The sequence below is a fragment of the Pseudomonas sp. OVF7 genome (assembly GCF_030644265.1).
Lineage (GTDB): Bacteria > Pseudomonadota > Gammaproteobacteria > Pseudomonadales > Pseudomonadaceae > Aquipseudomonas > Aquipseudomonas gorinensis.
Map to the genome: position 1 here is coordinate 1,175,823 of NZ_CP128996.1, position 23,930 is coordinate 1,199,752.

General features: G+C 59.2%; 20 protein-coding genes. 11 read left to right on the forward strand and 9 right to left on the reverse strand.

Annotation, left to right across the window (positions count from 1 at the left end):
- The first annotated feature begins 614 nt into the window (after window positions 1–614).
- On the forward strand, window positions 615–1,595 hold the full coding sequence (locus QU606_RS05230; protein WP_304998173.1) for an integrase domain-containing protein: 981 nt from the start codon (window positions 615–617) through the stop codon (window positions 1,593–1,595).
- Complete coding sequence (locus QU606_RS05235; protein ID WP_038998267.1) at window positions 1,592–1,867, forward strand: hypothetical protein; 276 nt, start codon at window positions 1,592–1,594, stop codon at window positions 1,865–1,867. The genes QU606_RS05230 and QU606_RS05235 overlap by 4 nt, the downstream gene beginning before the upstream one ends.
- An 81-nt stretch (window positions 1,868–1,948) precedes the next feature.
- Here QU606_RS05235 and QU606_RS05240 read toward each other — a convergent pair whose 3' ends face one another.
- Entirely contained in the window at window positions 1,949–2,533 is a 585-nt protein-coding gene (locus QU606_RS05240) for a hypothetical protein (RefSeq protein ID WP_304998174.1), read from the reverse strand.
- A gap of 3 nt (window positions 2,534–2,536) precedes the next feature.
- Complete coding sequence (locus QU606_RS05245; RefSeq protein WP_304998175.1) at window positions 2,537–3,835, reverse strand: hypothetical protein; 1,299 nt, start codon at window positions 3,833–3,835, stop codon at window positions 2,537–2,539.
- Window positions 3,836–4,897: 1,062 nt separating this feature from the next.
- Here QU606_RS05245 and QU606_RS05250 point away from each other — a divergent pair.
- A complete protein-coding gene (locus QU606_RS05250; protein ID WP_102625649.1) occupies window positions 4,898–7,027 on the forward strand; it encodes a M48 family metallopeptidase in 2,130 nt (709 codons plus the stop codon).
- A gap of 73 nt (window positions 7,028–7,100) precedes the next feature.
- Here the strand turns inward: QU606_RS05250 and QU606_RS05255 are convergent, their stop codons facing one another.
- The 4 genes from QU606_RS05255 to QU606_RS05270 all read right to left on the reverse strand — a co-directional run bounded on the left by QU606_RS05255 (window position 7,101) and on the right by QU606_RS05270 (window position 13,856).
- Window positions 7,101–8,387 (reverse strand): OprD family porin, encoded by a 1,287-nt coding sequence (locus QU606_RS05255; RefSeq protein WP_069075046.1) that lies wholly within the window; start codon window positions 8,385–8,387, stop codon window positions 7,101–7,103.
- Window positions 8,388–9,267: 880 nt separating this feature from the next.
- Entirely contained in the window at window positions 9,268–9,483 is a 216-nt protein-coding gene (locus tag QU606_RS05260; protein ID WP_024072831.1) for a hypothetical protein, read from the reverse strand.
- A 234-nt stretch (window positions 9,484–9,717) separates the two neighbouring features.
- The gene (aguA, locus tag QU606_RS05265) at window positions 9,718–10,824 is read right to left on the reverse strand and encodes an agmatine deiminase (RefSeq protein ID WP_024072830.1); all 1,107 of its coding nucleotides are present in this window, start codon (window positions 10,822–10,824) and stop codon (window positions 9,718–9,720) included.
- 122 nt (window positions 10,825–10,946) lie between these two features.
- Window positions 10,947–13,856 carry an aminotransferase gene (locus tag QU606_RS05270; protein ID WP_304998176.1) on the reverse strand — a complete coding sequence of 970 codons (2,910 nt, stop codon included), beginning with the start codon at window positions 13,854–13,856 and terminating at the stop codon, window positions 10,947–10,949.
- 151 nt (window positions 13,857–14,007) lie between these two features.
- Between QU606_RS05270 and rfbB the strand changes: the two genes are divergently transcribed.
- Genes rfbB through QU606_RS05305 form a run of 7 tightly spaced genes read left to right on the forward strand, consistent with a single transcriptional unit; the run spans window position 14,008 to window position 21,091 of the window.
- A complete protein-coding gene (gene rfbB, locus QU606_RS05275) occupies window positions 14,008–15,090 on the forward strand; it encodes a dTDP-glucose 4,6-dehydratase (protein ID WP_193690075.1) in 1,083 nt (360 codons plus the stop codon).
- Window positions 15,087–15,962, forward strand: coding sequence for a glucose-1-phosphate thymidylyltransferase RfbA (gene rfbA / locus QU606_RS05280; protein WP_069075026.1), 876 nt, complete (start codon window positions 15,087–15,089; stop codon window positions 15,960–15,962). Before rfbB ends, rfbA begins: the two co-directional genes overlap by 4 nt.
- Window positions 15,959–16,504 (forward strand): dTDP-4-dehydrorhamnose 3,5-epimerase, encoded by a 546-nt coding sequence (rfbC, locus tag QU606_RS05285; RefSeq protein ID WP_069075027.1) that lies wholly within the window; start codon window positions 15,959–15,961, stop codon window positions 16,502–16,504. The genes rfbA and rfbC overlap by 4 nt, the downstream gene beginning before the upstream one ends.
- Entirely contained in the window at window positions 16,501–17,382 is an 882-nt protein-coding gene (gene rfbD, locus QU606_RS05290; RefSeq protein ID WP_304998177.1) for a dTDP-4-dehydrorhamnose reductase, read from the forward strand. The genes rfbC and rfbD overlap by 4 nt, the downstream gene beginning before the upstream one ends.
- Before the next feature lie 36 nt (window positions 17,383–17,418).
- Window positions 17,419–19,227, forward strand: coding sequence for an ATP-binding protein (locus tag QU606_RS05295; RefSeq protein ID WP_069075029.1), 1,809 nt, complete (start codon window positions 17,419–17,421; stop codon window positions 19,225–19,227).
- Window positions 19,224–20,609 carry a sigma-54 dependent transcriptional regulator gene (locus QU606_RS05300; protein WP_024072823.1) on the forward strand — a complete coding sequence of 462 codons (1,386 nt, stop codon included), beginning with the start codon at window positions 19,224–19,226 and terminating at the stop codon, window positions 20,607–20,609. The genes QU606_RS05295 and QU606_RS05300 overlap by 4 nt, the downstream gene beginning before the upstream one ends.
- A gap of 26 nt (window positions 20,610–20,635) precedes the next feature.
- Window positions 20,636–21,091 carry a YiiD C-terminal domain-containing protein gene (locus QU606_RS05305; protein WP_041161075.1) on the forward strand — a complete coding sequence of 152 codons (456 nt, stop codon included), beginning with the start codon at window positions 20,636–20,638 and terminating at the stop codon, window positions 21,089–21,091.
- Between the two features lie 81 nt (window positions 21,092–21,172).
- On the opposite strand, the gene cysQ is transcribed toward QU606_RS05305, so the two are convergent.
- Together cysQ and nudE are read right to left on the reverse strand one after the other, a co-directional pair.
- Window positions 21,173–22,009, reverse strand: a complete 837-nt coding sequence (gene cysQ, locus QU606_RS05310; protein WP_024072821.1) for a 3'(2'),5'-bisphosphate nucleotidase CysQ — start codon at window positions 22,007–22,009, stop codon at window positions 21,173–21,175.
- Complete coding sequence (gene nudE / locus QU606_RS05315) at window positions 22,006–22,572, reverse strand: ADP compounds hydrolase NudE (protein WP_024072820.1); 567 nt, start codon at window positions 22,570–22,572, stop codon at window positions 22,006–22,008. The genes cysQ and nudE overlap by 4 nt, the downstream gene beginning before the upstream one ends.
- Before the next feature lie 87 nt (window positions 22,573–22,659).
- Here nudE and yrfG point away from each other — a divergent pair, with 87 nt between their 5' ends.
- A complete protein-coding gene (gene yrfG, locus QU606_RS05320; RefSeq protein WP_304998178.1) occupies window positions 22,660–23,322 on the forward strand; it encodes a GMP/IMP nucleotidase in 663 nt (220 codons plus the stop codon).
- 48 nt (window positions 23,323–23,370) lie between these two features.
- Here the strand turns inward: yrfG and lysM are convergent, their stop codons facing one another.
- Window positions 23,371–23,811 (reverse strand): peptidoglycan-binding protein LysM, encoded by a 441-nt coding sequence (gene lysM, locus QU606_RS05325; RefSeq protein WP_024072818.1) that lies wholly within the window; start codon window positions 23,809–23,811, stop codon window positions 23,371–23,373.
- Window positions 23,812–23,930 lie beyond the last annotated feature (119 nt).

The window sequence follows — 23,930 nt, forward strand, 5'->3', positions numbered from 1 at the left end:
CCCAAAGTGCGATTAGCGTCCGGCGGCTCGCACGGTCACAGCGATGTGATGGATGCCTACTTTACCAGCGTGCCCACTGCGGCAACTCATACCCTTTCATAGCTGCCCTGCAGCAACCTATCCGCTTGGCCATTTCATTGCGCCAACCTACGCCCGTCTCTTTCTCCTGGAAAGAGACGGGCGCTCCTACCGCTGCTGCAGCCCAACTCGTACGAGGCTTTGCGGCATTTCCCCTCGTGACAATCGGCGTGACAAACACCGAAAAGTCACCAGCAACAGCGATGCAGATGATGGTGCCGCAGCCCACGGAATGGACTGCACCTGACTGACAGTCAGGCACGCCCCGGTCATCGCTTCACTGCCTTCACCCGACTCAGGATCTCGCGGCGCCGGTCTCGTCAGCCAGTGCAGTCTCCACCCGCCCACTTCTTCGGAAGTGTTCAGGAGACCAGGTCATGAGGTGCCCAAGCTCCCGGTCGTAAAGAGCCGTCAGTCCCGCGTCAGTGGACAACCCTCACAGGTCGCAGGGGCCTTGATCCCTGATAACACTCAGCATTCTTGGCGGGATGACGTGGGGATGGTTTTAAAAGTTTGGCTTCGAGAGGCGTTTAATCATGGCATTGGTAGGCAGACGTGATGGGCGGAATTTTGGCTATGGCCGGCAATTGAGCTACGCAGGACCGCAGGCATTGAAAGACATGTTCGGCGGCGGCCACTACGGCACAGTCAAAGCGCATTCTGATCGGTGGCAGGCATTTGTGAAGTGGTGCCGATCCGAACAGGGGCCCGGTATCAATGATGCGCGGCAGGTTGATCGGAAGGTATTGGCCAACTATGCGGCGTATCTCCGCGACCTGGTTGGGCGCGGTGACCTAGCCATCAGCACCGCGCAAAATCGGCTATCCAGCGTTAACAGGACTATGGCGGCGCTTCGCGGTGATCAATGTGTGAGATTGCCGAGTCCGAGCAAGGCGTTGGATATGCAGCGCACAGGGGGGCGTCACTCGATGCCCCAAGGCCAAGATCGAGAACAGGTTAAGCAAATAATCGATGCGCTCTGTAGTCGTGATCAGTTGCGGGCCGCAGCGATTGTACAGTTGGCGCGAGCCACCGGCATGCGTTTGCGTGAGGCCATTTTGGCTGACCTGCCACGGCTAAGCCTTGAGGCCAAGGACTTTGGCAGGGTGAACATTCAGGACGGTACCAAAGGTGGCCGCGCCGGTGCATCGGCGCCACGTTGGATTACGGTGAATGACCACATTCGAGGCGCGCTTGGATTTGCGCAGCAGGTATCGCCTGAAGGTAGCCGCAACCTGATTGCACCGAAAGAAAGCTACCTGAACGTTCTGCGGGAAGTCGTTCGCCCTGCCCGGGACGTTCTTCATGCACATAACCTCAAAGGCTTTCATGAGCTAAGGGCAGCGTTCGCGTGTGAGCGCTATGAGCAAATCACCGAGCACTACGCACCTATCAACGGTGGTGAATGTTGCAAGATAGATAAACGCCTTGATTGTGAGGCTCGAAGGCAGATCAGCTATGAGCTTGGACACGGGCGACTCGACGTGGTCGCTGCTTACATTGGGGGGAGAACATGAGTAAGCCATTCGATATGGAACTGTTCTTGGCTGGGATGCTGACCGGGTCACACGCGACGCGGCAACGCCATTTGCGGCAGGCGAAAATCATCCAAGCTGAAATCTCTGAGCGCTGGCAGCGACAGACTCCTTGGGCTTGGCAGAGAAAGCATGTGGTTTGGTTTCTTGAGCATCGCCTAAATCGGCGCAGCGAGCTGACGCGGTATTACTATTTGCTGACCATACGATTGCTCGCTCGTCGTTTAGAGAAACCATGGGTACTCATCCTCTGATCGAGGATCTGGTTTTGATAAACGCCATAAAAACTCTAAGATTAAAACAACACCACAGAACCAAAAATTCTGACTATTGAATTAAAATCCAGTTCGTACCTTCATGTCCGCCCGATAAAAATTATCTCTAGGGAACACAGATACATATTCGAAACCGTCAACTTTATACCGCACCCAAATATTGTCCACGCTCTTATAAATCAGGCACCCCGCCTGACTCTCCTTATCGCTCACATGAACAATCACAAAATTGCACCCATTGGAAGCAGCAACCTCTCCACCGCTTTTCATTGCCGAGTTAAATAAATAATTTGAGAACCAAACGATGGACACCAGCAATAGCACACCCTTCAACTGCGAGCACGCCAGCAGCAAATTCTCAGATCGTTCCGATGCAACTCGCTTCAAATACATAGTCCCCAAGAGTGCTAATAACACATAGAGAACAACAAAAAACAGAAGCGGATATACAACAGGACTTATAACCTTAATTATCTCTCTGCCGCCCTCAAAGAAAATTTGATCGACAGCAACATCAACAAACGCAGGATCAACATTCATGCTTCGAAAGTAGCCATTGAAATAGCCCCTTCCTGAAGCATATGTAATTGCTGTAAGGATGAATGCCCCACCTACAAACTCTAAGATTCCATTTCTCACTGGCATTACCTATTTCAAGTCTAGGCGAAATTGTTCACCCGCTCCGCCAAGCTGGTCCTTGAGCTGCGGGGATGATTCTGCTGACCCTTGGATATTTATCTGAGGCGAAAACGAGATAGATGGTAATGCGCTATCAACATTAGCTAATTTTAGATCAAGGCTAGAGGTCAAACTTGAAACTCCTTTCTTGTCCATGATCTGCTTATACTCCTCAAGCATTTTATCCATTTTATCCCTGTTAGCAGGTTTTGCTGTTCGCTCCTGGGACATATCTTCTTGTTGAAGAGTAGAAACTATTTCTTCAGAAAGACTATTCAGCGCGTCGGACCCGCCTTGACATCCAGTCAATCCAAAAGCTAGCAAAGCAGCTAAAATCCGAGCATAGACTTCAGGCCTTACACCATTCAACACCCTAACCGCGTGGTGAAAATACCCTGGCGACATTACTTCAGCTTGAGAGGTTAACCTCTCTTGGAAGTCAGCCCCAAGCAAGCTTTCCTCTAGCAGTTTTGCCAAGTCAAATCCTGGCAACGTTGGTTTTAATAGAGCGTCGGTAGCCAGCTGCGTGCAAACTACAAAGTCAAGCAACCTACACATATTACGAGTGCCGACGGGGCCACTTCTTGCAACGCGATTTGAAAAATAAACAACGTCGTGACGCACAAAAACAGGATAAATCAAGGAATAAATTTTATCCCAATACTCATCCAAACTAGATACTGTATTTCTGGCTAAAAGAGGCTTCTTCAGACCGGCGCTAAGAAGCTCACGCGAAATTGGTTTCCCCCAAGCCACATTCCTACGCAACTTAGAGTCCAAATACTCAACCTTTGACTCTTTCGCACCTCGATATATTGTATTTTTCAGCACAGTTTCGTCGATATAAGACTCTGACGTGAACTGACCAATAGCTATATGACTCTTACATAGAGTTACAACCAGATCGCCTACGCGCATTTCTTGCGCAAATTTATTAACTTGCGATTCGCGATTGGCTAGAGACATTTTACTTTCGAAGTACTCTTCCTCGGCTAGCTCAACATCCGGCTCAAGATCAGGACTCGTATCATCGAGCTTCTTTAGCGCTGCTAATTGGGAGTCAAAAAAATTATCAGACTCGGCTTCGAGATACCCGCGCAAAACCTCCCTCGAAGGAATCTCTTTAAGCGCATGTTTTTTGATCAGCTTGTCGATATGAGCTATTGCAACAACGCCATGCTTCAGGAAATTCTGAAAATGCTTTCCGCCGGAAGCCCTAACCAACCATATGCGCTGTCCTTCAGGGTACACAAAGACTTTCGGCAGCACCGTCAATTCCCTCTGCAATGTCACAATGATGGCGCAGTATAATTTTCATACAACAAAAAATGCAACACAAATCCCTGAGAATCACCCCACCCTTAACGACGAATTCAATGCCTAAAAATTTCACTGTGCGCTGGCGACCAAGGTTTTGTACTAGATAGTATGCAGTCGAACATCCCGATGCATTGCAATATGAACTCAATACCAAAACCAGTCTTATAAAAAACTCCCAAAGCTAGTTATAAGCGATAATTATATAAGTGCTGAAATGCATATTCCATTGGCAATTCGATAGGCAAGCGTTGGTGATGGACCGCAATACCGGTGTTCGAGAGACTCTCTTGGGCATAGCGCTTATGCTTAAGCCTGAAGTTGGATATAGCGGCGGCGTGGAAATGCAGCGCTGCGAATGCTGGCTGATGCCGAGCACAAGACGCTGCAATACATCGAGGGTAAGGCGTTTTTTACGATCCTGGTGTGGTGTTTTCTTGCTCCTGCGAACTATGAGGGAAGTGCCTGAGGATAGTTTTTGAGATAGAACAAGGTACCCCTAAAAATAAAATAATTATATGTCATATAGTTATGCAGGTTTTCGACTCCTGGTGCCGCACCATACAAAACAAAGCCCCTGCAGAAATGCAGGGGCTTTGTTGTTTCTGGGGTGTTTGTATTTAGCTGATGCCCGCCCGCCTTTCTCCACACCTCTACACCCCCTCGAAAATCCCCCACCTCTATACCCAAGATTCAATTTCCAAGCTTTATGCTGAATTATGAACTGGCAATAATTATGGCTAACCCATAAAAACACCTAATCCCACCAACCCAGCTATCTTCCCAATCGCTCCCCACTCCCCCGGCTGCAAACCCAGCGGCCGAGCCTGAGAACCCGACTTGATGCAGGCGCTAACTACGCCCCCCATTCGCAGTGATTACGAACGTGACAGCTCTCACTCGATAGAGGAGTTTTACCGATCCCCAGCCTGGTCAGGCCGGGGCTTTTTGGTGCCCTGCTGGGCGGTTTTTCTGTATAACGCCGTCAAGACTAAGCGTTGCGAACGGATGCCCATGAACGCCCTGAAACTGATCTGTTTGCTGGTGATTGTCCCGCTGCTGCTCGCCGCTCTGGGCGGTTGGGAGCGTGAGCGGGCGGGTGAGGCTGCCGCGTGGTTGATCAACTACCAGGCCGATGTCAGCGCCACTCGGCAAACCCTGCAGACCTTGGCGACGCAAAACCCTACGGCCCTTATCGACCTGGGCGAGGAAAAAATCGGCATCCAGCCGGCGCTCGAGCGGCTGGATAAAATCACGGCCGAACTGCCCACCGCTCAACGTATCAATAGCGGCATGCGCACCCTGGCGCCGTGGGTGATGGGGCTGGGCCTGCTGGCGGCGTTGATCGGTGTGGCGGCGCTGGCCGGCACACAGTGGGCGGGGCGGCGTGCGCGGCAGTCGCGGGAAAAACTGTTGCAGGCGTTCGCCCTCGGCAGCCGCTTGTTGCCCTATGTGCTGGTGAGCCATGTGGTGGCGATGGCGACGACGGTGGCGCTGGCCTTGAGTTTCGAAGGCTTGGCGATGTGGCACATCGGTCGATTGGGTCGCGGCGAGTTCAAGCTGATGGCCGTGCTGGCGGTGATTGCGGCGTTCTGCCTGTATTCGATCTGGCTGCTGCTCAAACAATCGCGACACATGCTGGGTATGTTCAAACCCGAGCCGCTGGAGATGTTCGGGGCGGTGGTGACGCACGCACAGGCGCCGGAGCTGTGGCGCGACGTGAATACGTTGGCCGGCAAGCTCGGCGCGCTGTCACCGGACCATATCGTGGTGAGCCTGACCCAAGGTTTTTACGTGACCTCCAGCGAGGCCCACGTGCAACCGGCGCATACCACGCTGCATGGACGCACCTTGCATGTGCCGCTGCTGTACCTCGGCCTGCTGAGCCGCGACGAAATCGGCGCGGTGATCGGCCATGAGCTCGCACACTTTGCAGGGGAAGACACCGAATACAGCCTGCGCTTCTTGCCGATCTACGATGGGGTCAATCGCAGCCTGGCGGTGCTGCTGGATACCCTGCTGGCCAGTGACCTGATCCAGGAGTGGCTGATGCGGCCGTCATTCCTGTTCGGCGTGTTTTTCATGCAGCGCTTTGATCACGCGGTCAACCATTGGAGCCGCGAGCGCGAGTTGCTGGCGGACGCCGCAGGTGCGCGCCTGGTCGGCAATGACGCGGCGGCTTCAGCGCTGTTGCGCGTGTCGGTGTTGCAGCCGCTTATCGAGAACGCGCTGTTGGCCTTGTGTGACTCAGCCTCGGAAGAGGATCTGCCCACCGCCGCCCTGGCCGCGCTGCAAGGCCGTGAACTGCAGGTGCCGCCAGAAGCGTTGGAGATTCATCAGCCTCACCCGACCGATTCGCACCCGTCGAATGGCGAACGCCTGCAGGCGCTTGCCGTGTCGCCGGATGACGCCCTGCACAGCGCCACACGGTTCGTGGATGCCCACGCCGCGGATGGGCAAATCGACGCTTATTTCAGTGCGCCGCGCACGCTGCGTGAGCAGTTATCGCGCGACCTGATCGACGTGGCGGTCACCGAAAACACCGCGCACACGGCGTTGCTGGAAACCCTGGCCACATCGACCGACGGCGAACGTGAACTGCATGAGGGAGGGCGTTGGCGCGGCGTGTTGATGGCGGTGTGCGCCGTGCCTTTTGTGGGGCTCGGCTTGGCCATCATGAGCCAGCCCTGGCTGACCCCGGAACGTTTGAAAAGCAACACGTTGTCGGCGATCGGCGCCGGGGCGGCAATCGCCGTTATCGCGTTGATCTTTTTGTGGCTGGGTGTGCGCCGTTTCAAGCGCGCACCGCAGGTCGCGTTGCGCCTGACGCCGGAGCATTTTGTGTTCGCCAACCTGGCACAGCCGTTGCCGATTGAGCACATCGCCGGTGTCACCTTGCAATTTATGCAGGGTATCTGGGTGACCGTGGAGCTGATGCCGGAAGCGCCCTTGCCTGAACGGCGCAAAACCGCATTCGGCGTGCCGGGCGCGCGCATCAACAAGAAGAAACGTCAGGTGCTGTTACAGATGGCGCAGTTGTGCATCGACAACCAGAAGCTCGAACCCTATGAGGGCTTGTCACTGATGCTCGACTACGTAAATGCCTCCCTCGCCCGCAAGATTTTGCAGCACCGCGAGGACTGATCGGCGCACATAAAAAAACCCCGAACCAGTCGGGGTTTTTTATCGCCTGGAATCAGGCGCGACGCCAGATCAATTAGAAAACGTTGATCGGGTAGTCGGCGAACAGACGGACTTCGTTACCGCCGACGTTGTACTGGTCGGCGTTGTTGGAAACACGCAACCAGGACGCACGAGCACGCAGGCTCAAGTCTTTGGCCGGGCCGCTCTGGACGACGTATTTGAACTGGTTGAAGATTTCGCGCTCGGTGCCATTGCCACGGTTGGAGCCGTCGTCAATGTTGGTACCACGCACGTAGGCCACGTTGTAGGTCAGGCCAGGCACACCGAAGGTGCTGAAGTCCAGGCCGTAGCCGACTTGCCAGGAGCGCTCATCCTTGCCGTTGAAGTCGGACCAGTAGGAGTTGGCCAGCAGGATGGTGTTGCCGCCATCGCCGACGCCGCCGGCGTTGCGGTAGCCGCCGTACAGGTAGCCCGTGTCGCCGGTGCTGCGCTGGTGAGCGACGGTGAAGCTGTGCGGGCCAACGGCCCACGTGGCGCCCAGGCTCCAGATTTTGTTGTCGCGGGCGTCGGCGTCACCTTGGTTCTCCAGGGCGAAGCTGCGGTCCAGCTTGGTTTTGTAGCCATTGAAGTCAAAGGTCAGCGACTGTTGCTCTGGCAGGGCCAGCACGTAGTTGACGTTGACGTATTGCTTTTTCAGCACGTCTTGCATGTCGGAAGCGTACAGCGCAGCGGACAGGCTTTCGGTGAATTTGTAGCTACCACCGATGTAGTCGATGCTTTTCAGGCGGCCGCTGTCGCTGCCTTCGGCGCTCTTGCGGGCTTCTTTGGTGAAGTGACCGGCGTCCAGTTGCAGACCGGCGATCTCTTTGGAAACGATCGAGGTGCCTTCGTAGGTTTCCGACAGCAGGCGCGAGTTGTCGTATTCCAGAACCGGCACGGCTGGCATCTGCTGACCGTATTTGATCACGGTGTTGGAGATGCGCGCCTTGACGGCTGCGCCGCCCTTGGCCAGGTCGTTGGCGGCTTCGCCGCTGTCGCCTTGTTTGAAGAAGTCGATACCGCCCGCGCCGCTGCGACCTTTACCACCGTCCAGACGGATAGCGTATTGGCCGATCACGTCCACACCTACACCGACGGTGCCTTGGGTGAAGCCGGACTCGAACTTGCCGATAAAGCCTTGGCCCCATTCGGCTTTGTCTTGCTTGCCATTCTTGTAGTCACGGCTGATATAGGCGTTGCGTGCCGCGATGTTCAGGTGGCTGTCGTCTACGAAACCCTTGGATTGCTCCTGGTCGTTTGCCATGGCCTGAGTGGCGCTCAAAATCCCCAGAGCAATCAGACCCATCCGTTGCTTCAACATTTTTTGTATTCCTTATTACTGGTTGAGTACGCGCTGTGACACCAGGCTCCGTTCTGCTTTTTCTGGCGTCGACTTTTCCCGGAAAAAAGAAGGCCCGCGGACGACTGAACTGCCGCAGGCCTTTTTTTATTGGATGAGTCATGGCGGTTAGCCACAGGCGTTGGGCGCAATCCTAGTCCCGCGTTGAACTATGTGTCAATTTCGCGAATCGTCTGTATTTAGGCGAAATAATTCTAAGCAACGCCCTACATCGGTTCTAAAAACGACCCAATTCCTTCTCTTACGACGTCAGAAACACATTTCGCAATACACTTCGGAAACGGTACGTTTGCTGATAGCAGACGTGGTGGCGCCAGGCCAGGGTGGTGGGGATGCATAGCGGTTTTTCGGCAGAAGGCCTGGGATAGGTGCGCGGCACTGAGCCGTCGTGGTGCTTACAGGCACCCACCCTTTATAGGGCTGAACAGGCTTTAAATGGGGGTTCCACTAAATCTCTGACTTGGCGCTGTCGCGCAGCAAACTGGAGCCGCTGTGGCGAGCGGGCTTGCCCTAATGCCGTTCAGTTAAGGCTTTTTTGTAGGAGCGAGCTTGCTCGCGAAAAACGTCAACGATAACGCGTGTTTCCTGAATCAACGCGGCGCCTGTGAGTTTTTCGCGAGCAAGCTCGCTCCTACAGAAGGCGATGTACTCTTAACTGAACGGCATTAGGGCTTGCCCCGCGTTGGGCTGCGCAGGAGCCCTAATGAGAACGCTGCAGTGTGTCAGTCAGTTCCGGGGGAGGGTTTGGGGCTGCTGCGCAGCCCAACGCGGGGCAAGCCCGCTCGCCACAACAGGCCCGCTCGCCACAACAGCCCGCGTCCACATGTTGAAGGCGGGCACGTCAGTTATTCAGTAACTCGCACAACACCTGCATCTCATCGTCACTGAACAACCCCGCCGGGTAGCGTTCACTCATCACACTGTGCAAATCCGGCTGCTGCCTGAGCTGTCGCGAACCGTTTGCCTTCAACCAGAGCGCCAGCGCATGGATGGCGTCACCGTTGACCCGCAAGGGGTGAAACGTGCGCGTATTCATTGGGTTGATGTTGGCATTCATTTCAGCGCTCTCTCCTACTGCGTGAGCGGCTAACTTACTCAAGGTTTATGACAGAACTGCGCAGTCATCAGCCTTGGCTACTGTGACAACACCAATACAAGAGCTATGCCAATGTCCCGGATTTATAGGTATTCAGACACAAAAAAGCCCACGGCCTTGCGGGGCCGCGGGCTTGCTGCGAGCGCTGGAACCGAGTAGTGCCCGGTCGCCGTTGAGGCGCTGTTACAACTGCACTCAGTTTTTGTGCGGGGCCGGCTGTTGTTGGGTCAGGCAATGGATATTACCGCCACCCAGTAACAGTTCGCGGCCCGGCACCATCACCACTTCGTGCTGCGGGAACAGGCTCTGCAGGATGGCCTTGGCCTGGCTGTCCAACGGGTCGTCAAAGCTCGGGGCGATGATGCCGCCGTTGACGATCAGGAAGTTGACATAGGAACCGGCCAACCGCACGCTCGGATTACGCTCCTGGGTGCCATCCACCGGGTCCACGCCGGCACACTCTTCCTCGGTGGCATACAGCGGGCCCGGAATCGGCATTTTGTGCACTGTGAACGAGCGGCCCTGGGCGTCAGTGCTGCTTTGCAGGACGTCCATGGCTGCGTGGCAACGGGCGTAGTTCGGGTCTTGCGGGTCGTCGGTCCAAGCCAGCAACACTTCGCCCGGGCGCACATAGCAACAGAAGTTATCCACATGGCCGTCGGTTTCGTCATTGAACAGGCCATCCGGCAACCAGATGATCTTATCCACCGCCAGGTTGGCACTGAGCACCGCTTCGATAGCCGCACGGTCGAGGTGCGGATTGCGATTGCGGTTGAGCAGGCATTCTTCGGTGGTGATCAGAGTGCCTTCGCCGTCGACGTGGATCGAACCGCCTTCCAGCACGAACCCTTCGGTGCGGTAACGCGGCGCGCGTTCGATCTCGAGGATCTTGCCGCCCACCTGCGAGTCACGGTTCCACGGCGCATACAGGCCACCATCAAAACCACCCCAGGCGTTGAAATCCCAGTTCACGCCACGCACTTCGCCGGTGTTGTTGATCACAAACGTCGGGCCGGTGTCGCGCACCCAGGCGTCGTCACTGGACATTTCCACCACGCGGATATTCGGCACGTCCAGGCGGGCGCGGGCGTTTTCGTACTGGCCGGCAGACACCGCGACCGTCACCGGTTCAAACCGCGCGATAGCCTTGGCCACCGCCACATGAGCGGCCTGCGCCGGTTTGCCACCCAGGCGCCAGTTGTCCGGGCGTTCGGGCCAGATCATCCAGGTTTGGGTCTGGGGCGCCCATTCGGCGGGCATATAAAAGCCATCGGCGCGAGGTGTGCTGTGCAGGGTGGTCATGGCAATCAGGGCTCCGAATGGGGGGGAAGGCCGACTTTATAACGGATAAAAATCGGCTTTAACAGCGGCCTGCAATCATAGGCGATAAATATGACAGCAAATAACCGATAACAATCGATTATTTACGCTTGTTCATTCAACGCCTTCGACAGCATGTCGACAAAGAAGTCCACGCTGCGTTTGGAGGTGACCATCGGCGGCTTGATCTTGAGGATGTTCAGGTAGTCACCGGTCGGCTGCATGAAAATCCCAAGTTCCCGCAGACGCTCGCACAACAGCGCGGTCTCTTCGGTGGCGGGCTCCAGGGTGTGTCGATCCCGCACCAGCTCCAGCCCCAAGTAGAAACCGGAGCCATGCACGGCGCCGACCAACGGATGACGGTCGATCAGTGCTTGCAGCCGCGCCTTGAAATGCCCGCCCACGACCTGGGCGTTTTCCCACAGCTTTTCTTCTTCCATCACATCCAGCACCGCCATGCCGATCCGGCAACTGACCGGGCTGCCCCCCGAGGACGAAAAGAAATACCCCTCGGCTTCCAGTGCTTCGGCAATCTCGCGCCGAGTGATCACCGCCCCCAAGGGCTGGCCGTTCCCCATGCCCTTGGCCATGGTGATGATGTCCGGCACAACACCCTGCTCTTCAAAGCCCCAGAAGAAATGCCCCATGCGCCCATAGCCCACCTGCACTTCATCGGCAATGCATACGCCGCCCTGGGCACGCACCCGCGCATACACCTGCTGCAGATAGCCCGGAGGCAGGGAAATACCGCCGGCATTGCCGTACACCGGCTCACAAATGAACCCGGCCAGCTGGCGCTGGCTCGCGGCGATTTTCGCCAGGTTGTGCTCCACACTGCGGACATAATCCGGCGCACTGTCTGGCCCGCGGAACTCACCGCGATAGGTATTCGGCGCAGTCACCGGATGTACCCAATCCGGGCGGCTGCTCAGGGCCTTGGGGTTGTCAGCGATCGAGGTGGACACCGCATCCGCCGCCACCGACCACCCGTGGTAAGCCTCCAGCACGCTGAGCATGTCGCGCCCGCCGCTGTAGGCCCAGGCCAGGCGAATGGCCAGGTCATTGGCCTCGGTGCCGCTGTTGACCAGGAACACCCGGTCCATACCCTCCGGCGCCAGCGCCAGCAAGCGCTCGGAAAACTCGGCAATCGCCGCGTAGTGGAAGCGCGAGTTGGTGTTGAGCAATGACCATTGCCGAGCCGCCACGGCCGCCATACGGGGGTGGCCGTGGCCGAGCACGGCCACGTTGTTGAGCATGTCGAGGTAGGAACGGCCCTGCATGTCGATCAGATGGTTGCGCCAGCCGCGTTCGATGCGCGGTGGGTCGACGTAATAATGCTTCTGCGAACGGGCGAAACTGGCGTCGCGCCGGGCCAGCAGGACCTCGGGGTCCAGTTCCGGCTCAGCGTCACAGGCCAGGCCAAGCAGCGTCGCCGGTGACGGGCAAAGCGCTTGCCACGCCGGTACCCGGGAGGGCGCGCAGAACAGCGGTGGTTCGATGTCCGCGCGGCATACCTGCACCACCAGCGGGGCATGGACTTCGCCGATTATCTGCCCTTCCACCAGCACCGCGCCGGGGTTCAATGCGGTTTTCACCCCCCACAGACGCAGGCTCAGCGGACCGTCATGCAGGCTCAGCAGACCGTCGGCGCCCTTGCGCAACGTGCCGCCAAAGGGCGCCTCCAACACGGTGCCATGGGGCAAGTGCAGTTCAACATGCAGCGGGAACGTCTCGGGCTCAACGGCGCTGTCGGGACGGGTGCGCGACAGCCGATATTGCCCATAGCGGCTGGCGGCCAACCCGTGCACGGTGGCCGCTTCATCCAGTAATCGGCGATCGATGCCGGGCTGTTCCCAATTGCCCGCTTCGAAATGCGGGCTGAGCACACCCAGGTCAATCAGCGCGAATTCCTGGCCCACCAACCCTGGCAACAAAGGGGCGAAGTTCTGGTCGGCCAACGGCGCCGGCGTCTCCCCGACACTGCTCAGAATCGCCGCTTCCATTAGTTCAAAGGGCACCGACATTGCCACATGGAAGATTTCCCACTCATGTTCGGCGTTTTTCAGCAGGTAGCTGTTATTCGGATCCAGGCGTTGCTGCTGTTCGCTGCTCAGCACCAGCACCGCCGCGCGGGCGACGATCAGTGGCCACAGGGCCTGCAGTTCTTCGCGCTGTAAGGGGTTGACCGCATGGAACGCACGGATGGCCGGGAGGATGGCAAAGGGATCGCTTTCAGCATGGTGCAGCAGCGCGGCACACGTCACCGACAAATCGGCGATGCGCCAGGTGTGCACCAGGTCGCCGAAGTCGATCACCCCCTGGATCTGCCAGTGCCGCTGGGCGTCACGTTGCCACATGACGTTGTCATCGGTGATGTCCATGTGCACCGCTTGCCAGGGCAGGTGATCGGCCAGGTCGCGCAGGCGCGCGTCAACCTGTTCGGCCACCTGCTCCAAGAGGGCGCGATGGGGCAGGTTTTGCAGGGTTGCCAACAGGTGGGTGATCAGCTCCTGGGCGTGGCGCGGGTCCCATTGCAAGGTGCGGTCCAGGCCTGGGTGCTGGAAATCGGCCAGGGCCAGGCTCATTCGCCCGCACAACGCGCCGAAGCCTGCAATGACATCGCGGCCCAGATGGGGGAGATGGGTCAGGGGCTGTCCGTCGATGTAGTCCAGCAACCGCAGGTGCAGGTTCTGTCCATCCACCGCGACGGTGAGCAACTCTTCACCGGTGCGCGCCTTGATGACCTGAGGTACCTGCATCTGCACATGGGCCTGCAGGTTGTTGAGGGCCGCGTGCTGGGCCTGCAACTCAACGGCAGCGTAGTCACCCCGGCAGATTTTCAGAACAAAGCGGCCACGGTCGCTGTCGACCTTGTAATTGAGGTCTTGCTGGCTGCCCAGCGCCTGCAGGGTGCCGGTGAGGCCGTAATGCTGCTCAAGCAGGTGTGCCGCCTGATCGGGGTCCACTTGCGGGCAAGGTAGGCTGGCGCGATGGATCAACGTGGCGAGCAACATTGTGACGACCTCGGTTTTTTTAGGCGTCTATATCGCCATTGTTACGGGGCTAACGCAACCCCCAGCACACGGCACGCTTGCGCCGACCTGCTCCACCACTCAAGCTATGCTCCATTTGCTTAATGTCCGTCTAAGGAAAAGGCCCTCCGACATGCGCATTCTCATCACCGGCGGCGCTGGTTTTATCGGCTCCGCCCTGATCCGCCACCTGATCCAGCACACCGAGCACGAAGTGCTCAACCTGGACAAACTCACCTACGCCGGCAACCTGGAGTCGCTGACCAGCATCGCGTCCAACAGCCGCTATGAGTTCGTACAGGCCGATATCGTCGACCAGGCCACCGTCAGCGCCGTGCTCGCGCGCTTCGAGCCGCAGGCGATCATGCACCTGGCGGCCGAGTCCCATGTCGACCGCTCCATCGATGGCCCGTCGGATTTTATCCAGACCAATATCGTCGGCACCTACAGCCTGCTGGAGGCCGCCCGAGCCTATTGGCAAAAGCTCGACGAGCCCGCCAAGCGCGCGTTCCGCTTCCATCACATCTCCACCGATGAAGTGTATGGCGACCTGCATGGCGTGGACGACCTGTTCACCGAAACCACGCCCTATGCGCCCAGCTCGCCCTACTCGGCCAGCAAGGCCGCGTCCGACCATCTGGTACGCGCCTGGCAGCGTACCTATGGGCTGCCGGTGCTGCTAACCAATTGTTCGAACAACTACGGGCCGTTCCACTTCCCTGAAAAGCTGATCCCGCTGGTGATCCTCAATGCCCTGGCGGGCAAGCCGTTGCCGGTCTATGGCGATGGCTTGCAGGTGCGCGACTGGCTGTTCGTAGAAGACCACGCCCGCGCATTGCTCAAGGTGGTGACCGAAGGTGTGGTCGGCGAGACCTACAACATTGGCGGGCATAACGAGCAGAAAAACATCGACGTGGTGCGCGGCATCTGCGCCCTGCTCGAAGAGCTGGCGCCGCAGCGCCCGGCCGGTGTCGAGCAATTCACCGACCTGATCACCTTCGTCAAGGATCGCCCCGGCCACGACCAGCGCTATGCGATCGACGCCAGCAAGATCGAGCGCGAACTGGGCTGGGTCCCACAGGAAACCTTTGAAACCGGGCTGCGCAAGACCGTGCAGTGGTACCTCGACAACCTAGAGTGGTGCCGCAGGGTCCAGGACGGCAGTTATCAGGGCGAACGATTGGGCAACACCGACTTTAAGGATCTGATTGCATGATGAAGGGAATCGTATTGGCCGGGGGCTCCGGCACCCGTTTGCACCCCATTACCCTGGGGGTGTCCAAGCAGCTGTTGCCGGTGTATGACAAACCGATGATCTACTACCCGATCTCGGTGCTGATGCTGGCGGGAATCAAGGACATCCTGGTGATTTCCACACCGCTCGACTTGCCCCAATACCGCAACCTGCTGGGGGATGGCAGCCAGTTTGGCGTGCGCTTCAGCTATGCGGAGCAACCCTCGCCAGATGGCCTGGCCCAAGCGTTCATCATCGGTGAAGAGTTCATCGGCGATGATCCGGTCTGCCTGATCCTGGGTGACAACATCTTCCATGGCCAGCACTTCAGTGACCAGCTGCGTACCGCGGCCGAGCGCCCCTCCGGGGCTACCGTATTCGGCTACTGGGTCAAGGACCCGGAGCGTTTCGGGGTGATCGACTTCGACAAAGACGGCCGCGCCCTGTCCATCGAAGAAAAACCGGCCAAGCCCAAATCGCCGTACGCGGTGACCGGCCTGTATTTCTATGACAACGACGTGATCAGCATCGCCAAGGCGGTCAAGCCTTCACCCCGTGGCGAGCTGGAGATTACCGACATCAACAACGCCTACCTCAAGCGCGGCGACCTGCATGTCGAGCGCTTCGGCCGTGGCTTTGCCTGGCTCGACACAGGGACCCATGACAGCCTGCTCGAAGCGTCGACCTATGTGCAGACCATCGAGCATCGCCAGGGGCTGAAAGTAGCGTGCCTGGAAGAAATCGCCTACGAAAATGGCTGGATCGACCGCGATTACCTGCTGGAGCGTGCGCAGTATTTCGGCAAGACCGGCTATGGCCAATACCTGTACATGTTGGCAGGAGAACGCGCGTGAATGTAGTGCAGACCTGCCTGCCCGACGTGCTGATCCTTGAACCGAAAGTGTTCGGCGATGAGCGCGGTTTTTTCTACGAAAGCTTCAACGCCCGCGCGTTCGAGGCGGCTACCGGGCTCAAGCGTGATTTCGTACAGGACAACCACTCACGCTCACAAAAAGGCGTGCTGCGGGGCCTGCACTACCAGCTCGAACACACCCAAGGCAAACTGGTGCGCGTCATCGCCGGCGAAGTGCTGGACGTGGCGGTGGATATTCGCCGCAGCTCGCCGCACTTCGGCCAGTGGGTCGGCGTGCGACTGTCGGCACAGAACAATCGCCAACTGTGGGTGCCGGAAGGCTTCGCCCATGGGTTCGTGGTGCTGAGCGAGCATGCAGAGTTCCTCTACAAGACCACCGACTACTACCAGCCGAGCGCCGAGCGCAGCATCCTGTGGAATGACCCGACGTTGGCCATCGACTGGGAATTGACTGAACCGCCGCAACTGTCCGCCAAAGACCAGGCGGGCAAACTGTTGATGGAGGCCGACCTGTTCCCATGACCCTCCCTTTAAAAATCCTTATCACCGGCCAACACGGCCAAGTCTCCCTGGCGCTGCAACAAAAGCTCCAGGGCCTGGGCGAACTCATCGTGCTGGGCCGCGACCAGCTTGACCTGGCCAACGTCGAGCAGATTCGACAGCAGGTACGTGCCCATCGCCCCGGCCTGATCATCAACGCCGCAGCGCACACCGCGGTCGATCAGGCCGAAAGCGAACCGGACGCGGCTTTCGCCATCAACGCCATCGCTCCCGGCATCCTCGCCGAGGAAGCCAAGGCCCTGGGCATCCCGCTGATCCATTACTCCACCGACTACGTGTTCGACGGCAGTAAACCTGCGCCCTACACCGAAGCCGATGTGCCGAACCCACTGGGTGTGTATGGCCAAAGCAAGCTGGCCGGTGAGCGGGCGATCGCCGCCGTGGGTGGCCAATACCTGATCCTGCGCACCAGTTGGGTCTATTCCAGCCACGGCAAGAACTTCCTGCTGACCATGCAACGCCTGCTGCAAGAGAAACCGCAGATGCGCATCGTCGCCGACCAGATCGGCGCTCCGACCTGGGCCGGTACCATCGCCAACAGCACCCGCACGTTGATCGAGCGCTGGCAGGCCGGCCAGGCGGGCGATTGGGGCATCTATCACCTGACCGCCCAGGGCGAGACGTCATGGTTCGGCTTCGCCCAGGCGATTGGCGAGCATCTGCGTGCTGCGGGCAAACCCTGCGCCGAGCTGGAAGCGATCCCTTCCAGCGCCTACCCGACGCCGGCCAAGCGCCCCCTGAACTCGCGCCTCGATTGCAGCCGCCTGCGCCAGCAGTGGCAGGTTGGCCAGCCACAGTGGCAAGACGCATTGCGCGAGTGTCTTGCCGAGCAGCACTAGGCATAATGAGCCTGTACCCACAGGCGCACGACACCCATGACTCCACCTCTCCCGCGAAGACCCCGCTGGCGCAGCCTCGCCCTGCTGGCGCTGTGCCTGGCGCCGCTGCTGTGGCCGCTGGAGCACCTGGCCGAGCGTTATTACCGCAGCGAACTGGCCGGGCAGAACCGCCAGACCCTCGACCTCTACGTCGCCAACCTGCTGGGCACGCTGCACCGCTACGAGGTGCTGCCGCAAATCCTCGGTGACTTGCCGGCCTTGCGCACCGCGCTGGAGGCACCGGACGTCAGCACCAACCTGGTCAACGCCAACCTGCTGCTCAAGGACGTCGCCGCCCAGGCCGGGGTGGAAGTGATGTACCTGATGGACACCACCGGCAAGACCCTTGCCGCGTCCAATTGGGACAAGCAGGACAGCTTCGTCGGGCGCAACTTTTCGTTCCGCCCGTATTTCAGCGAAGCCATGGCCGGGCGGCTGGGGCGGTTCTTCGGCCTGGGTACCACCTCGGCCAAGCGCGGTTACTTCTTCGCCGCCGCCGTGCGCAATGGCGAAAAAATCATCGGCGTGCTGGTGGTCAAGGTCGACCTGGACCACACCGAAAGCCTGTGGGGCAACACCCCCGAACAACTATTGGTAACCGACCATAACGGCGTGGTGATCCTCACGTCGCGTCCGCAATGGCGATTCCGCGCCACCCGGCCGCTGACCGATGAAGAGCGCCAGGCCATCATCGCCATCCAGCCCTACCCGACCCGCGACCCGCAACCGCTGACCCTGAGTTCCACGGCATGGTTGCGCCAATCCACTGCGATCGCCGAGACCGGCTGGAACGTGGAAATCCTCGCGCCACGCTCATTGATCAACCGCCCGGTGCGCACGGTAGTGGCCGTAGGTGGCGCCACGCTGCTGGTATTGATGTTGCTGCTGGGGCTGATGATGCAGCGCCGCCGTCATTACCTGGAGCGCATCGCCTTTGAAGCCAAGGCCCGTCGCGAGCTGGAGATGCGCGTGGTCGAGAGGACCAGCGACCTGGAAGGGCTCAACCGCCGCCTGAAACAGGAGGTACTGGAACGCGAACACGCCCAGCAGGAACTGGTGCGCGCCCAGGATGACTTGGTGCAAGCGGGCAAACTGTCGGCACTGGGCACCATGTCGGCGAGTATCAGCCACGAACTCAACCAACCCCTGGCGGCGATTCGCAGCTATGCCGAAAACGCCGAAATCCTCCTCGACCATGAACGCACCAACGATGCGCGCGGCAATCTCAAGCTGATCAGCGAACTGACCGGGCGCATGGCCTCGATCATCGCCCACCTGCGTGCGTTCGCCCGCCGCGATCGGCATGCGCCGGAAAGCGTCGCCCTGCAACCGGCGCTGGACGACGCCTTGGCGTTGTTGGCCAAGCGGCGGCGCTCGATGGAAGTCGAACTGATCCGCGATTTGCCCGAGGCAACCTTGTGGGTAGAAGCCGGCGAAACGCGCCTGCGCCAGGTGCTGGGCAACCTGCTGGCCAACGCCCTCGACGCCCTGACCGAAAAAGGCCCGCCGCGCAAACTCTGGCTGAGTGCCCAAACCACCGAACAGGGCGTCAACCTGTACATTCGCGATAATGGCCCAGGCTTTTGCATGGAAGCACTGGGCCGCGCCAGCGAGCCGTTCTACACCACCAAGACCCGCACCCAGGGCCTGGGGTTGGGCCTGGCCATCTGTGACACGCTGATGCGCGCCTTTGGCGGCGAGCTGCTGTTTGCCAACCACAAGGAAGGCGGCGCGCTGTTAACCTTGAAATTGCGTGCCGGCTCGCCGGGCGTCAGTCTGCAACCGTCCGAGGACCGCAGTGTATGAGTATCGATAACCAGATTCAGGTGGTGTTGATCGACGACGATCCACACTTGCGTCAGGCCCTGTGCCAGACCCTGGACCTGGCCGGGCTGAAGGTCCTGCCCCTGGGCGAAGCCACCGGCCTCACCGCGCGTTTGTCGCGGGATTGGCCGGGGGTCGTGGTCAGCGATATCCGCATGCCCGGCATGGACGGCCTGGAGCTGCTCGCCGAACTGCACGGCCAGGACCCGGAGCTGCCGGTGCTGCTGATCACCGGCCACGGCGACGTGCCGTTGGCGGTGCAAGCCATGCGCGCGGGTGCCTACGACTTCCTCGAAAAACCCTTCGCCAGCGACGCCCTGCTCGACAGCGTGCGCCGCGCCCTGGCCCTGCGTCGCCTGGTCCTGGACAACCGCAGCCTGCGCCTGGCCCTCAGCGATCGCCAGCAACTGAGCACACGCCTGGTCGGGCACTCGCCCCAAATGCTGCGCCTGCGCGAACAGATCGGCGCACTGGCAGCGACCCGCGCCGATGTACTGATCCTGGGTGAAACCGGGGCCGGCAAGGAAGTGGTGGCCCGTGCTCTGCACGACCTGTCGAACCGGCGCAGCGGGCCATTCGTGGCGATCAACGCCGGGGCGCTGGCGGAGTCGGTGGTGGAAAGCGAACTGTTTGGCCATGAACCCGGCGCGTTTACCGGGGCGCAGAAGCGCCGAATCGGCAAGTTCGAATTCGCCAATGGCGGCACGCTGTTCCTTGATGAAATCGAAAGCATGAGCCTGGATGTGCAGGTCAAACTGCTGCGCCTGTTACAGGAACGCGTGGTCGAACGCCTTGGCGGCAATCAGTTGATCCCGCTGGATATCCGCATCATCGCGGCCACCAAGGAAGACTTGCGCCAGGCCGCCGACCAGGGCCGCTTCCGTGCCGACTTGTACTACCGCCTCAACGTCGCACCGTTGCGCATTCCGCCGCTGCGCGAACGGGGCGAAGACGCACTGATGCTGTTCCAGCACTTTGCCGACGAAGCCAGCAGCCGCCACGGCCTGCCACTGCACGAGCTGCAACCAGGCCAACGTGCGTTGCTGTTGCGCCACAACTGGCCGGGCAATGTGCGCGAACTGCAGAACGCCGCAGAGCGCTTTGCCCTGGGCCTGGAGTTAGCGCTGGATAACACCCCGGACAATCCGGTAACCGGCGTGCTGACCTCGACCCCGGGCGGCTTGAGCGAACAGGTCGAGCAGTTCGAAAAAAGCCTGATCGCCGCCGAACTGACCCGCCCCCACAGTTCCCTGCGCAGCCTCGCCGAAGCCTTGGGCGTACCGCGCAAGACCTTGCACGACAAACTTCGCAAGCACGGCCTGAACTTCGCCGACAGCAGCAACCAAGGCGCTGACGACGAATGACCCTGCCCACTCACCAAGAGGCCGCCATGAGCCGCGACAGCCGTTACCTGGAATCCATCCTCCACCACGACATCCCCCTGACCCGTGAAATGGGCCTCAAGGTGCTCGACTGGCAACACGGCCAACTGCGATTGCACCTGCCCTTGCAAGCCAATATCAACCACAAGAGCACCATGTTCGGTGGCAGCCTCTATTGCGGCGCGGTGCTGGCGGGTTGGGGCTGGCTGCACCTGCAACTGCGCGAGGAAGGGATTGAAGACGGGCATATCGTGATTCAGGAAGGGCAGATCAGCTATCCGCTGCCCGTGACGCAAGACGCGACCGCCATTTGCGCGGCGCCGGAGGAGAAGGTGTGGAAGCGCTTTTTAGCCACCTACAAGCGCTATGGCCGGGCGCGGTTGACGTTGGACACGTGGATCGTAAATGAGGGCAGTGAAGAGCTGGCAGTGACTTTCACCGGCCAGTACGTCCTGCACCGCTGAAAGCCATCACACAAAACCAATGTGGGAGGGGGCAAGTCGAATCGTCGCACCGCCCCTCCCACATTTTGATCTGCGCTGGTTTTAAGATCTTGCCAAAGTCAGCAAGCGTTCACGCCACGCCGCCTTCGCCGGTAACGCCAGGAAGAAGGGGTTCAACAACGATGCCCGCGCCGGGTAGCTGAACGGCTCGCCACTCAACTCCAGTACCTCGCCGCCCGCCCCTTCCAATACACCCTGCGCCGCAGCGGTATCCCACTGCGAGGTCGGCGCCAGGCGCGGATAGCAATCGGCGCTGCCTTCGGCCAATAGGCAGAATTTCAACGAACTGCCGATATTCGCCAGCTTCAACTCCCCCACCCCTTCGCTCAAGCCATTGAGCAAACGCTCCTGCTCTGGGCTGGTATGCCGACGGCTGGCAACCACGGTGAAGGCTTCACCCGCCGCCGGAGTCTCGCGTACCTGGATCTGCCTGGGCGCTTCATTCACGTCCGAACGCCACGCGCCAAGCCCTGCGCCGCCGAAGTAGCACCGGCCGTTGGTGGGCATGGATACCACGCCAAATATCACACGGCCCTGTTCGATCAACGCAATGTTGACGGTAAATTCTTCACTGCCGGCGATAAATTCCTTGGTGCCATCCAGCGGGTCCACCAGCCACCACCGCTGCCAGCCGGCGCGTACGCTCTGGTCGATATCGGCGTCTTCTTCGGACAACACCGGGATACTCGGGTCCAGGGCTGTCAAACCGGCGAGAATCAGGTGATGGGCGGCCAGGTCCGCGGCCGTCACCGGCGAATCGTCAGCCTTGGACGTCACCGCCACTTCGGCGCGCCAGTACGGCAGGATGACTTCACCCGCCTGGCGAGCCAGTTCGATCACAGGGGCGATAAACGGGTGGCCTAAAAACAGTTCGCTCATGCGCTAAACGCTCCTCGCTGGGTCAACAGGTCTCGTACCAGATACAACGCAGCCAGCGCGCGGCCTTCGCTGAACTGCTCATTTTGCGCCAGTTGCGACAACTCGCGCAGGTTGACCCTGTCCACGCGCATCGGTTCAGGTTCATCACCTTCCAGGCGTTCTTCATAGAGGTCGGTGGCCAGCACCACCTGGATTTTCTGGCTCATATAGCCGGGGGACAGTGACAGCTCAGTGAGGTGCTCCAACTGGCGGGCGCCATAACCGGCTTCCTCCTTGAGCTCGCGGTCCGCCGCCGCCAGCACGTCCTCGCCGGGCTCGATCAGCCCCTTGGGCAAGGACAGCTCGTATTCGTCGGTGCCACCGCAGTACTCTTCCACCAGCAGCGCATGGTCGGCGTCGATCATTGCCACGATCATCACCGCGCCGTACCCGGCACCACGTCCCACCAGGCGCTCGTAGGTGCGTTCAACGCCATTGGAAAAGCGCAATTGCACTTCCTCCACGCGGAACAAACGGCTACTGGCGACTATTTCGCGGGCGAGGACGGTGGGTTTCTGGCGCATAAGCGGCTCCTTGGCGTGATCGGGTTACTATACCGTGGCTTTTCCGATTGTCTGTGTCGGATATCTTTACTTACATGAGACCGCCCCATGCCCTCTTTGCCCTGGCACGCCATCGACACTGTCCTGCTGGACATGGACGGCACCCTGCTCGACCTGCATTACGACAACCATTTCTGGATGGAACACCTGCCTCAGCGCTACGCCCAGTTGCATGGTGTGAGTCGGGCCATGGCCGAGATGGAGTTGCAGCCGCTGTTCGAGCGTAACGCCGGACAGTTGCAATGGTATTGCCTGGATTTCTGGAGCACCGAACTGAACATTCCGGTGCGCGAGCTCAAGCTGGAAACCGCCCACCTGATCGCCCTGCGCCCGGGTGCCGATACCTTTCTGGCGGCGATCAAACAGGCCGGAAAACGGGTGATCCTGATCACCAACGCTCATCGTGACTCGCTGTCATTGAAGTTGGAACGCATAGAGTTGGCGCCGTATTTCGAGCGATTGATCAGCTCCCACGACTACGGTTTCGCCAAGGAAAACCCGCAGTTCTGGAATGCCTTGCAAGCCGATATCCGGTTCGACCCGGCGCGCAGCCTGTTTATCGACGACACGTTGCCGATCCTGCGCAGCGCCCAGAAATTTGGCGTGGGGCATTTGCTGGCGGTGAAAGAGCCGGACAGCCAAAAAGGGCCCAAGGACACCGGGGAATTTGCCGCAGTCGAGAATTACCGGGACCTTATTGTCGGACTTTGACCCCTTGTGGGAGGGAGCAAGCCCCCTCCCACATTTTTACTTTGTGAATTACTCAGGAATACGCAGCGTCTGCCCTGGGTAAATCTTGTCTGGATGAGACAACAGCGGCTTGTTGGCCTCGAAGATATCGTTGTACCGGCTGGCCTTGCCGTAAACCGCCAGGGAAATCGCGCTGAGGGTGTCGCCCTTTTTCACCACGACGAAACGGGCGGCGGCAACTACCGGGCCGGTTACGGTGATCTGGTCATCCACACTGGCCACACCGGCAATGTTGCCGGCCGCCAGAATGATTTTTTCTTTCTCTTCCTGACTGGCCACGGTCCCTGTAAGCGTGACCTTGTCACCCTCGACAGTGGCGTGAACATCCGGATTACCCAGCCCGACTTCTTCAATGTGCTTTTTCAGATCATCACTGGCATTGGCGTTGCCCGGCGTCAACAGCTTGACCAACTTCTCGCCGGCTTCCTTAACAAAGCTAAAAAGACTCATAGTGCGCTCTCCTTGATAGTTGATTTCCAGATGCCCAAGACTAGACCAGCCCCGAAGACTTGGGTTCCAGCCCGACCAAAGACCCAAACGCGCTAGAATCCCCCCGCCATTGGAATAAG